General features: G+C 54.7%; 4 protein-coding genes and 4 pseudogenes. All 8 read left to right on the top strand.

The window, feature by feature from the left end:
* Positions 1–459: 459 nt before the first annotated feature.
* Positions 460–1,050 (top strand): annotated as a pseudogene (locus FQZ95_RS26230) (POTRA domain-containing protein); the annotation flags it as partial.
* Positions 1,033–2,112: a ShlB/FhaC/HecB family hemolysin secretion/activation protein gene (locus FQZ95_RS00030; RefSeq protein ID WP_223716279.1), complete on the top strand. Its 1,080-nt coding sequence runs from the start codon at positions 1,033–1,035 to the stop codon at positions 2,110–2,112. The pseudogene FQZ95_RS26230 and the gene FQZ95_RS00030, both read left to right, overlap by 18 nt.
* A 9-nt stretch (positions 2,113–2,121) precedes the next feature.
* Positions 2,122–2,649 carry a toxin-activating lysine-acyltransferase gene (locus FQZ95_RS00025; RefSeq protein ID WP_160529715.1) on the top strand — a complete coding sequence of 176 codons (528 nt, stop codon included), beginning with the start codon at positions 2,122–2,124 and terminating at the stop codon, positions 2,647–2,649.
* 15 nt (positions 2,650–2,664) lie between these two features.
* Positions 2,665–3,849, top strand: a pseudogene (locus tag FQZ95_RS26890) (two-partner secretion domain-containing protein); the annotation flags it as partial.
* A gap of 123 nt (positions 3,850–3,972) precedes the next feature.
* Positions 3,973–4,338 (top strand): annotated as a pseudogene (locus tag FQZ95_RS26885) (hypothetical protein); the annotation flags it as partial.
* A 165-nt stretch (positions 4,339–4,503) separates the two neighbouring features.
* Positions 4,504–11,718 (top strand): hemagglutinin repeat-containing protein, encoded by a 7,215-nt coding sequence (locus tag FQZ95_RS00020; protein WP_442898504.1) that lies wholly within the window; start codon positions 4,504–4,506, stop codon positions 11,716–11,718.
* Positions 11,715–12,074: a DUF596 domain-containing protein gene (locus tag FQZ95_RS00015; protein WP_000173546.1), complete on the top strand. Its 360-nt coding sequence runs from the start codon at positions 11,715–11,717 to the stop codon at positions 12,072–12,074. The genes FQZ95_RS00020 and FQZ95_RS00015 overlap by 4 nt, the downstream gene beginning before the upstream one ends.
* Positions 12,075–12,188: 114 nt before the next feature.
* A pseudogene (locus tag FQZ95_RS00010) lies at positions 12,189–12,914 on the top strand (VENN motif pre-toxin domain-containing protein); the annotation flags it as partial.
* Positions 12,915–13,341: the final 427 nt, after the last annotated feature.

Here is a 13,341-nt window from a genome sequence, read left to right as displayed (position 1 = left end):
TCAAAAATCGTTATTTATTATACTAACTAACTGTATTAAAAGCATTCGCTGGAATAATTTCCTGCACTTTTCCATTAATTATGGTTATAAGTTTTGCGATATGCTGTTTTTGCGATACATGACAGAATAAAGAGCTGTTCATTTGTGTTATATCGATCGATAAATCTGTCATATTGCCGCCATTCAGATCATTATTCTATAATGATCAAAATTAAACCAGCTCAAAATTGACTGATTTGTTACTCAGCATTCTGGTACCGGCTGATACGGGTAAATACCGGAAGGGCGGTAGCGTGCCATTGCAAAAAATGGTGGGAGGTATCGTCAGGAGGTTGGTGATTGTTGGTATGGCATGAATAAAAGGTTTTTCGTTTGACTGGAAAATTATGTTGCAGGAACGAGAGGGCTGAGGAACAAAGCTTATCCCGGCGCTGTCCGTCCTTGCTGTCACTGACACTGATGTCTGTTTTATTATCGCCTTTATCTCTTCAGGCAGCGGATGTCCGGCGTAGCGGAGATGAAGCATTTATCATTCAGCAGCAACGTCAGGAAGCCCTTGAGCAACAACTGACGCCTTCGGCCCCTGATGTTCGCCTTTCTGCACCAGGCTTTTTTGCCCGTAAGATTAATTTTCCTGTTGAAACGCCCTGTTTTCAGATTAAACAGACAGAACTGGAGGGGGCTGATGCGTTACCACACTGGTTGCCTTTACAAAAAATCGCCAACGGGGCGGTCGGGCATTGCATGGGGGCGAAAGGAATTAATCTGCTGATGAGTACATTGCAGAACCGTCTGGTCGATCATGGTTATGTCACTACCCGGGTTCTGGCACCTTCGCAGGATTTAAAAAGCGATATCCTCCGGCTGGTTATTATTCCCGGTGTTGTGCGGCATGTGCGTCTGACACCGGACAGTGATGACTATATTCAGTTGTATTCCTCATTCCCGGCACACGAAGGTTCTCTGCTGGATTTACGGGACATTGAGCAGGGGCTGGAGAATATGCAACGACTGCCGGGTGTGCAGGCTGATATGGAAATTGTGCCCGGTGAGCAGCCAGGGGAAAGTGATATTCTTATTACCCGTAAACAGGATAAATACTGGCGACTGGGGTTTTCGCTTGATGATTCAGGTACCCGCAGCACAGGGCGTTATCTCGGTGGTATAACATTTTCTCTGGATAATCCTTTTTCCCTGAGTGACCTGCTGTATGTTTCTGCCACCCATAATTTTCCACATTACGGGGGTAAGGGCAGTAAAAACTACACGGCCCATTACTCTGTGCCTTTCGGTTACTGGCAGTTTTCCGTCACCGCCAGTGATTACGATTACCATCAGACGGTAGCTGGTGCGGTTGAGGATTACCAGTACAGTGGCGAGAGTCAGAATCTGGGCATGCAGCTGAGCCGGGTACTGCACCGTAACGGGACGCAGAAAACGGTGCTGACTTACGATGTTCAGGCCCGCAGGTCGCGTAACTACATTAATGATACGGAAATCCAGGTGCAGCGCCGGCAGACAGCGGCCTGGCGACTTGGGCTGCAGCACCGTCATTATATTTCTCAGGCCACACTGGATGCTGGTGTCAGCTGGCAACGGGGAACCCGCTGGTTTGGTGCACAGCCGGCACCGGAGGAAATCTTCGGTGAGGCAACGGCGCTCAGTAAGATCCTGCAGATGAATGCGTCCTTTAATCTGCCCTTTACACTGGCAGAGCAGCCCTTCAGTTATTCCTTCCGGTATCAGCGCCAGCTGAGCAATACCCCGCTGACCCCACAGGAACAGTTTGCCATCGGTAACCGCTGGACGGTTCGTGGTTTTGACGGGGAGCGAACGCTGAATGCCAGTAACGGCTGGTATATCCGCAACGACCTGGCCTGGCGTACGCCACTGCCGGAGCAGGAGTTATATCTGGGAATGGATTACGGCGAGGTGGGGGGAGCCGGCAGTGAATACCTTGTGGGACGTCATCTGGCCGGTGGTGTTGTGGGGCTGAGGGGGCAACTGTTCAGTACGGATTATGACGTTTTCATCGGTCGACCGTTTTCAAAGCCGGCGGGCTTTATGACGAGTGATGTGACAGCCGGTTTTAATCTGTTCCGGGATTTCTGAGAAAGTTTCATGCGTAACGGGAAATATGACGTTCTGAGTCCCCTGTATTCCGGTGAGCCGGTCAATGAGGCGGAAGTCCTGGGGGCGGCCGTCTGGTTGTGGATGCACTCCCCCCTGCATCGTGATGCGCCACTGCATACCCTGCCGGACCTGCTGCTGCCGGTGATTAAGCACCGACAGTATGTGGTGGCAACAGAGCAGGGGCGACCGGTTTTCTTCATGAGCCAGGCCTGGCTCAGCCAGGAGGCAGAGGCGCGTTTTCTTACGCAGCCGGCAATTCTTATGCCTCAGTCGGACTGGAACAGTGGCGACCGGATGTGGGTCTGTGACTGGATTGCCCCTTTTGGACATACCCCGGATATGAGTCGTCTTGTCCGGCAGGATATTTTTCCCCGTCTGTGCTGGCGTTCGCTGTACCACCGTGGGCAGCAGACCGGGTTGCGGGTGATGAATTTCCGGGGGGCACAGGTCAGTCATGAAGAGGCGCGCCAGTGGCGTGTGCAGCACCCGCTTGCTGTGGATGTGCCGGAGAGATAAGTCAGGTTTATCAGAATGAACAGAAATTGTTACCGCATTATTTTTAACAAAGCCCGGGGAATGCTGATGGTGGTGGCAGATATTGCCCGTTCTGGTCGCGCCGGTACATCACTGTCCTCCCGCACAGGATATCCACACAGGCAACGTATCTGCCGTGTCACGCCGCTTGCATTCTCTTTGTGGCTGGCGTCGGGGATGGTGCATTCTGTCAGTGCTGCAGGCATTGTCGCAGACCATGGCGCACCGGGGCATCAGCAGCCCACGATTACGCAGACGGCCAGCGGCATTCCGCAGGTGAATATTCAGACGCCTTCTGCCGGCGGGGTTTCACATAATACATACAGCCAGTTCGACGTCGGTAACCAGGGCGTCATTCTGAATAATGCCCATAACAATGTGCAGACTCAACTGGGTGGCATGGTGGCCGGGAACCCGTGGCTGGCGAAGGGAGAGGCCAGAATCATTCTTAATGAAGTGAACAGTCGCAATCCCAGCCAGTTGAACGGTTTTGTTGAGGTTGCCGGGAAAAAGGCGCAGGTGGTGATTGCGAACCCGGCCGGCATCAGTTGCGACGGGTGCGGTTTTATTAATGCGAACCGGGCCACGCTGACCACGGGGCAGCCTCAGATGAAAAACGGCAGTCTGACCGGATTCAGTGTTGAACGTGGTGAGATTCAGGTTACGGGCAAAGGGATGGATGCCTCGCGCACGGATTATACCGATATCATTGCCCGGTCTGTGAAGATTAATGCGGGTATCTGGGCGCAGGATCTGAAAGTGACCACAGGACGTAACAATGTGGATATCGCGCACGGGCAGATTGAGAAAAAGACCGGTGATGTCTCTTCACAGCCTCAGATGGCACTGGATGTGGCCAGTCTTGGCGGAATGTATGCCGGGAAAATTCGCCTTGTCGGTACGGAAACGGGGGTGGGTGTTCGTAACGCCGGTCATATTGGTGCGCAGGCAGGGGCGGTTACCCTGACGGCTGACGGACGTATTGAAAACAGTGGCAGTATCAGTGCGAAAACGGATGTGCATCTGGTGACAACCCGGGAGCTGCATAACAGTGGTTCTGTTTATGCGGGGCAGGATACGCAGATACAGAGTAATGGTGTATTCACCCATACAGGCTCTGTGGCATCACGTCGCAACACCCGGATTCAGACAGCGCGTCTGACCGGCGGTGAGCGAAGTCTGCTGGCCGCCGGGGTGAAAGATGACGGACGTCTGGCGGCAGCGGGCAACCTGACTGTCAGTACCACCGGCGAACTGGCGGCACACGGACAGGTTCTGTCCGGTGGGGACATGCAACTGAAGGGGCAGGGGCTGGATTTAAGCAACAGCCGGATACAGGGACAACATACTGAGCTGGATGCAACCAGTGGAAATCTGTCCACACAGAATGCGCAACTGAGTGCCGGTACGCTTTCCGCCCGGACTGCCGGGCAGTTCAGCAATAATGACGGCACGATAAATGCCGACACACTGCAGATATCAGCACAGAGCCTGTCAAACCACAGGGGTAAACTGATTCAGACGGGAACAGGGGATTTTTCGCTGAGTCTGCCGGGAAGCGTGGATAACCGGGAAGGGCTGCTTGCGGCAAATGGCGCGGTGCGTCTGGATGCACTGAGCCTTGATAATCGCAAGGGGAAAGTGCAGGCGGCGCAGTCAGGCAGTCTGCAGGTGAAGACAACCGGTGCCGTGGATAACCAGCAGGGACGTCTGCTTGCCAGCAGTGACATCCTGATTAATACACAGGCGCTGAATAACGACAACGGACTGATTTCAGCTGCTGCCGGAACGGGCAGGATAAAAACACAGCAGTCTGTCAGCAATACGGAGGGACGAATGGAGTCCGCCGGCAGGCTGGATATTTCGGCAGGGAGTCTGAATAACCACCAGGGTACGGTGGTGTCTGACGGGCTGTCCGTGACGCTGGATGGTGCGCTGGATAATACGTCCGGCAGACTGCTTTCACAGAAAACGCTGTCTGTGTCAGGCAGCGAACTGGTCTCTGATGATGGTCTGATTCAGTCCGGCAGTGACATGACGCTGGATGTACAGGACGGGGTTCTCAGTAACCGGAACACGAAAACACGGGGTGGTATCAGCAGCGCCGGTACCCTGACAGTACGGGCCGGTATGCTGAATAATCAGCAGGGATTTATGGTGGGTCAGAAGGATATGACCCTGAACGCCGGAACGCTTGATAACCGTCAGGGCGTGCTGGGGAGTCAGGCGTCATTACAGATATCGTCAGGTACGCTGATGAACCAGAAAGGCGCACTGAAGGCCGGGACGGATATGTTGCTGAGTGGTGGTGATGTCAGTAATCAGGAAGGGACGCTTGCCGCCGGCAGAGACCTGAATGCGCACCTGAATGTGCTGGAAAATCAGCAGGGGACGGTGGTCAGCAACGGTAACAGCAGGCTGGATGTCACACGGTTTGATAATCAGGGCGGCAGACTGGTGGCACAGCAGTCACTGACCCTTTCCTCGACGGATATCATCAACGATGCCAGCGGCCTGATACAGAGCGGTGCATCGCTGAATCTCCGTGCTGACACACTGAGTAACCGTAACAGTGGTGACCGGGGCGGGGTTATCAGTCAGGGGGCGATGACGCTGAATGCCGGCACACTGGACAGCACTGCCGGTGTGCTTTTGTCGGGAGATGCTCTGTCCCTGACTGCAGGCGTGGTTAACAATACATCCGGTCAGGTGGTGGCGAACGGTCAGATTGTGGCGAACGGTCTGCCCGGCCGGAACAGTCTGGCGCTGAACAATCAGTCCGGTCTTATTCAGGGGAAAGGCATCAGCATTAATACCGCAGGCCAGACGCTGGATAACAGAGGCGGTACGCTGAACAGCCTGCAGGAACTGACTGTCAGTACCGGAGCAATGGATAACCGGGGCGGGACCGTGGGGGCGAAAACGACAGCTGACCTGAGCACCACCTCGCTGGATAACCGTGAGGGGGGCCGGCTGGTCAGTGAAGGTGAACTCCGTCTGCATGCGGGAGGTCTGCAGAACAGCCACGGACAAATACAGTCTGTGGGCGACATGTTGCTCAACAGTGTACGGGGCGTTGTGGACAACGTCTCTGGTCTGATTCGCAGTGGTTCCGCCATTACGCTGAACGCCCTGCAGTTTATCAATCGCCACACGCAGAATACCGGCCAGGGGCTGGAAGCGCAGACAATACACATCACGACGCAGGACCTTGATAACCAGGAGGGCAGTATTCTGGCAGACAGGGCGCTTACGGTTATGGCAGACAGGACGCTCAGTAATAATGACGGCGTCCTCTCTTCCGGCGCGACATTGTCTGTCAGTGGCCGTCAGCTGGCGTTTTCGAACCGTGACGGCGTGGTTAAGGCCGGGCAGTCAGTATCTGTGGATGCCGGTCAGCTCGGTGGTGACGGGAAACTGCTTTCGCTGGGCGATATGACGCTGAAAAGTAACACAACGTTCAGCAACAGTGGTCAGACTATTGCGAACGGAAACCTTACGCTTTCCGTTAATGGCGATGTCTCTAATACCGGCAGCCTGCTGGCAGGCAGCCGGCTTGACCTGAACAGCATCCGCCTTGAAAACACAGAGAAAGGTGAAATCAGTGCCGGGCAGACCTGGCTTAACGTGACGGACACACTGCTGAACCGTGGGCTGATTGACGGGAAATATACGCGTCTTCAGGCGAACACCCTGACGAATTCCGGTACCGGGCGAATCTACGGCGACGCTGTTGGTGTCAGTGCTGCCACATTTAATAATCTGGAAGAAAATGGCGTGGCGGCGACGCTGGCCGGGCGTGAGCGTGTGGACTTAGGGGTACAGACCCTGAATAACCGGACGCACAGCCTGATTTACAGTGCAGGTGATATGCATACTGGTGGCATGCTGGATGCGAATGGCGCCGCCACGGGGAAAACCGGTGTACTGAATAATCACAGTGCCACTATTGAAGCCGCCGGATATCTGGTACTGAGTGCCGGACAAATCAATAACGTCAATGACCATTTCACCACGGAGCGCGTGGTGGTTTCCACGGAAAAGGTGACTGAGTATCAGCTCAGCGGCTCAGATAAACGCTGGAGCGCTGGTGAACCGGGCGTTTATGTGGATAACGATTCCAGTAACTCACTGAAAAAACTGCATACACCGGAAGGCGCCAGAGATAAATTCACGCAGTATGATTACACCCGTACCGTGGAAGAAACCCGGGTAAAAGAATCCGACCCGGGAAAAATTCTGTCCGGTGCCGGCATGACGATTGTGGCAGACAAACTGCTTAATGATAAGAGTCAGGTTGTTGCAGGTGGCCTGCTGGATATGCAGGCCGGTGATGTGGAAAACGTCAGTGTCAGCGGAGAGCGCCATGTTACGGACTCAGGGACATCCACGTATTATTACCGTATCAGGAAAAAAGGAAAGGATAAGCAGGGGGAGAAAACCTCTCAGTACACTCCGCCCACTGTAATTCAGACCATCACGCTGAAGCCGGGAGAGCTCACCAGCCACGGACAGGTTCAGGGCAGCCAGGTCACGCTTTCTCCCCTGAAGCCACAGGGAACGGATGTACAGACAGGACTGACCGGAAATGTGGATGCGACAGTAGCCGGTACTGACCGGATACCGCTTCGCCCGGTGGTGTCTGCCGGTGAACCGGTCATTCTGTTGCCGGGGCAGCAGTTTGAAGTCAGCGCACCTCAGGGCAGTATCCATGTTGCCGGGCCGGATACCCGTCTGCCGGACAGCAGCCTGTTTAAAACAAATCCGGCAGTGAATGTGCCATATCTGGTTGAAACGGACCCGCGTTTTACGAACCAGAAGACGTGGCTGGGCAGTGATTACATGCAGAAGGCGTTTTCTCAGAACGGGGATAACATGATTAAGCGCCTGGGGGATGGTTTTTACGAACAGCGTCTGATTCGTGAGCAGGTTGTCGCCCTGACCGGGCAACGGTACCTGGACGGATACAGTAATGATGAAGAGCAGTTTAAGGCGTTAATGGATGCGGGTATTGCATTTGGTAAGCAATACAACCTGACACCAGGTGTGGCGCTGACTGCTGAGCAGATGGCGTTACTGACCGGTGATATTGTCTGGCTGGTTAACACCACGGTGACACTGCCGGACGGCAGCACGCAGACGGTTCAGGTACCTCAGGTTTATGCCCGTGTAAAACCCGGTGATGTGAACAGTGCCGGTGCGCTGATTGCCGGCAGGGACATGGTGATGAAGCTGGATGGTGACCTGTTTAACAGCGGTAAACTGGCAGGGAAACAGACCGTGCAGCTCAGTGCAGAGAACATTCACAACCAGGCCGGCACCATTCAGGGAGCAAATGTCAGCCTGACGGCCCGGACGGATATTAACAGTACCGGCGGGCTGCTGCAGGCCACGGACAGCCTGCTGGCGATGGCCGGACGGGATATCAGTCTGACCACCACCACCCGTACGGCACAGAGTGACGCCGGACAGAACCATTTTGAACGTACCAGCATCGACAGTGTGGCTGGCGTATATGTGCAGAATGACCAGGGCAGACTGGTGCTGCAGGCCGGACGGGACATAAACCTGACGGCAGCAACGGTGGTGAACCAGGGTAAGGACAGTCTGACGCAACTCAGTGCCGGCAGGGGTATGACACTCTCCACAGTGACCACATCCGCGCAGGACAATATTATCTGGGATAAAAATAATCGTCTGTCGCAGGGCGTCACACAGAGTACGGGCAGCACGCTTGCCGGTAACGGTGATGTCACGCTGACCGCCGGACGGGATATGACGTCACAGGCGGCATTGCTGTCAGCTCAGAAAGGCCTGGCCCTGATGGCGGGGCATGACGTGACGCTGACCGGTGCACAGAATACCCGCTCGCTGGATGAATACCATAAAGTGACCGGCAGCAGCGGGATGTTATCGAAAACCACCACAACCACGCATGATGTCACTGACCGCCGGACCATGACGGGCAGTGAACTGAACGGGGATACGGTCAGTATCGGCGCCGGACATAATCTGAACGTCACGGGCAGCAGTGTGGCCGGGGATAACCGTGTCTCCCTGGCTGCCGGAAATAACCTGAATATCGGTACGCTGACAGAAAGCAACCGTGAAACACACCTGAAACAGGAGAAAAAATCCGGGCTGATGAGCTCCGGAGGTGTGGGATTCAGCGTGGGCAGCCAGAGTCTGAAAGTCACGGACACCGCAACAGACACCACACAGAAAGGCAGCACGGTGGGGAGTGTTCACGGTGATGTTTCCCTTCAGGCAGGTAACCGGTTGACCGTCAACGGCTCTGACCTGATTGCCGGCAGGGACATGGCACTCAGTGGTAAGGAAGTCAGCATTACCGCCGCCACAGACCAGCATGTACAGACGCATACGGTGGAGCAGAAAACCTCCGGTCTGACGCTTGCCCTGTCCGGCACAGCGGGCAGCGCCCTGAATACGACGGTGGAGACCGTACAGGCGGCGAAATCTGCCGGAAACAGCCGGCTTGAAGCCCTGCAGGGGGTGAAGGCCGCGCTCTCGGGGGCTCAGGCCGTGCAGGCCGGACGACTGGCAGACGCGCAGGGAGCCGATGCCGGAAATAATAACACGGTGGGCATCAGCCTCTCTTACGGCAGCCAGTCTTCGAAATCAGAACAGCAGTCAGAGCAGACGGTGGCGAAGGGCAGCGCCCTGACAGCAGGTAATAACCTCAGTATTCAGGCTACCGGCTCCGGCGTGAAGGGCGTGGATGGTGACCTGACGATACAGGGCAGTCAGATAAAGGCCGGGAACAACGCTCTGCTGCAGGCAAACCGTGACGTGAATCTGGTATCAGTAGAAAACACGTCAAAGCTGGAAGGAAAGAACACATCCAGTGGTGGCAGCGTGGGTGTCGGTGTTGGTGTGGGCTCCGGAGGCTGGGGTATCAGTGTTTCAGCCAGCGCAAACCAGGGTAAGGGCAGTGAAAAAGGCAACGGTGCCACCCATACAGAAACCACGGTGGATGCGGGAAACCGGCTGACCATTATCAGCGGGCGGGACACCACGCTTACCGGCGCGCAGGCTGGCGGTGAAACGGTGAAAGTGGATGCCGGTCGTCATCTGACACTGACCAGTGAGCAGGATAGTGACCGTTATGACAGTAAGCAGCAGAATGCCAGTGCAGGAGGCAGCTTCACTTTCGGGTCCATGAGCGGTTCGGCGAGTGTGAACCTCAGCCGGGATAAAATGCACAGTAACTACGACAGTGTGCAGGAGCAGACGGGGATTTTTGCCGGCAGGGGCGGGTTTGATGTCACCACCGGGCAGCATACGCAGCTGAACGGCGCAGTGATTGCGTCCACGGCAACGGCAGATAAAAACAGGCTGGATACCGGCACACTGGGCTTCAGTGACATTGAAAACCGGGCCGACTTTAAAACGGAACATCAGAGTGCAGGGCTCAGTACCGGTGGCAGTGTTGCCGGAAATTTCCTGGGGAACATGGCAAACAATCTGCTGGTCGGTGCAAATCATGAAGGCCATGCGGACAGTACCACGCAGTCGGCAGTGTCTGCAGGGAATATCACCATCCGGGATACGCAGAGCCAGAAACAGGATGTGGCAGACCTGAACCGTGACGCAGCACATGCAAACCAGACGCTGTCCCCCATCTTTGACAGGGAAAAAGAGCAGCAGCGACTGCAGCAGGCGCAACTCATTGGTGAGATTGGTAACCAGGTGGCAGATATTGCCAGAACGGAAGGGCAGATAGCCGGTGAGAAAGCGAAGCGGGACCCGGCAGCACTGAATCAGGCCCGCGCAGAGCTTGAGGCAGCAGGAAAACCGTTCACGGAACGGGATGTGGCGCAGCGGGCCTACAATAACGGTATGGCAGCCTCCGGTTTTGGAACGGGAGGTAAATACCAGCAGGCGATACAGGCCGCAACGGCAGCGGTACAGGGACTGGCCGGCGGTAATCTGAGAGCAGCCCTGGCAGGTGGTGCAGCACCGTATCTGGCTGAAGTGGTGAAAACCATGACCACAGACCCGGTTACGGGTGAGGTGAATAAGGCTGCAAATGTGGCTGCTCATGCCGTGGTGAATGCCGCACTGGCGGTGGCACAGGGAAATAATGCTCTTGCCGGTGCTGCAGGTGCAGCCACCGGCGAGGTGGTGGGAATGATAGCCACACAGATGTACGGTAAGCCGGTGAGTGAGTTGAGCGAGACAGAGAAGCAGACGGTCTCGACACTGGCAACGGTTGCTGCCGGCCTGGCCGGTGGTCTGGTGGGAGACTCGGGGGCTTCAGCGGTAGCCGGCGCACAGTCAGGTAAGACGACTGTTGAAAACAATATGCTGAACGTGATAGCCACTGAAACAGCAGCTAATACGGCAGCAGCAATAGCTGGTGCTACAGGTAATGCCAGTAAGGATACCGGGAATGATAATGGCTGGGATATTGGTGGTGGTTGTGAAGGCTCACGGGAACAGTGTGCTGTACGTGACCCGAGTCGCGATGGTAGCCGGGGGCCGGGGCATGTGCTGAATGGTGACAATACAGACGAAAACAAACAGCCTAATTTGGGCAAGGACGTGGCGAGCGCTACGGACAAGGAGAAAGCTGAGCTTGGTGGTGCAGGTGCTGGAACACCGGGGGGATGGGGACCGGATAATGAAGAAAAAGCCCGTCATCAGGAGGTCCAGCAACAACGATTTGATGAACTGAGTAAAATATATGATAAAAGTCACCCGGTCGGAGAGTTAACAGTGGATGGGCAGACTATCAGGCAGAGTTCGGTAAGTAACCGTTATGGTACGACGAAAGTGTTTGAAAGCCAGAATCTGACGGATAAACAGATCCACAATTACGCACAACAACTGGCAGGCGATACACCGCTGAAAGAGGTTCGGCCGGGGATCTATACTGCAAAACTGGATAACGGAACATCGATCACGTTGCGAAATTTATCGTCGTCCCAAGAACAAACAGGTGCCAGATGGACTATTGATATTAAGGGGAATAAACAACTTTCTGACATTGCATATAAATACAAAGATGTGGAGATAAAATTTAAATGACATTATTACTTAATGACAAGCAATATAATGAATTATGTGAAGCTGCAGAAGGTCGTAATTTGGGGGCCGTTTTTTCCTATAGTGAACCAGAAGAACCCCCGCCGTTAAATTTTTCATTTGAAGAAAGGAAAAAAATTTTTCTATGGGTATTGACCCGTCTTCTGAAAGAAGGACGAATCAAACTGGCCAAGCACGGTAAGTTTCTGGAAGGAAGTGTTGACGAGCAGGTTGAGCGTTTTCGACAAGCATTTCCGAAAACAGAAGAAGAGATGGAAGACGGTATCTGGTTTTTTGATGAGAGCTGTCCGGGGGGAGCTGTCTGGGTGCTTGAAGATGGCTCTCTCGAATGGACCTGATAAGCAGACTAGCTGGCTGGTGCAAATCATGAAGTCTATGCAGACAGCACCACACAGTCGGCAGTGTCTGCCGGGAATACCACCATCCGGGATACGCAAAGCCAGAAACAGGATGTGGCAGACCTGAACCGTGACGCAGCACATGCAAACCAGACGTTGTCCCCCATCTTTGACAGGGAAAAAGAGCAGCAGCGACTGCAGCAGGCGCAACTCATTGGTGAGATTGGTAACCAGGTGGCAGATATTGCCAGAACGGAAGGACAGATAGCCGGTGAGAAAGCGAAGCGGGACCCGGCAGCACTGAATCAGGCCCGCGCAGAGCTTGAGGTAGCAGGAAAACCGTTCACGGAACAGGATGTGGTTCAGCGGGCCTACAATAACGGTATGGCGGCCTCAGGTTTTGGAACGGGAGGCAAATACCAGCAGGCGATACAGGCCGCAACGGCAGCGGTACAGGGACTGGCCGGCGGTAATCTGAGTGCAGCCCTGGCAGGTGGTGTTGCGCCGTATATTGCTGAAATTATCAAACAGACCACCCCGGATGGTGCGGGACGTGTGGCAGCCCATGCTGTGGTGAATGCTGCATTAGCGGTGACACAGGGAAATAACGCCCTTGCCGGTGCCGCAGGCGCAGCCACCGGCGAGATGGTGGGAATGATTGCCACACAGATGTACGGTAAGCCGGTGAGTGAACTGAGTGAGACAGAGAAGCAGACGGTTTCGACACTGGCAACGGTTGCTGCTGGTCTGGCCGGTGGTCTGGTGGGAGACTCGGGGGCTTCAGCGGTAGCCGGCGCACAGTCGGGTAAGACAACGGTTGAGAATAATGCGCTCAGTCTGCCATCAGGAATGGTGAGTTATGGCCAGGCGGTTGCTTCCTGGAATCAGTATGCTGATGCCAATAATCTCACCCCGGAACAGAAGCAGGCAGGGCTGGATAAACTTGCCAAAGGTGAGTTACCTGAAGGAGCCAATATAAGCAAAGTGATAGTTGATGGCTATAAAGATGGCGTATTGATTGCAGGCGCCTGGTATCTGGGGCCAGCGGTGTCAGTGGGTAAAGCTGTGGTCGGTGGAGTTACTTCCGCTGCTGTGAACGGTGGTTTTCAATGGAATGGATTGAGCCAACTTGGTAGTGAAAATCAGTCATGGGATTATAAAGGTAGTGCATCTTCATTCATGACAGGGATGTAAGCGTCAACGGAGCACCGTATTGACGCTTATTTATTGGTGAGTACTACGTTCCATGGCAGGAGTTCATCAACTC

It is taken from the genome of Escherichia sp. HH41S (assembly GCF_009820115.1).
Classification (GTDB): domain Bacteria; phylum Pseudomonadota; class Gammaproteobacteria; order Enterobacterales; family Enterobacteriaceae; genus Escherichia; species Escherichia coli_F.
The sequence above is the reverse complement of the archived record's forward strand: the minus strand, read 5'-3'. Positions and strand labels throughout refer to the sequence as shown.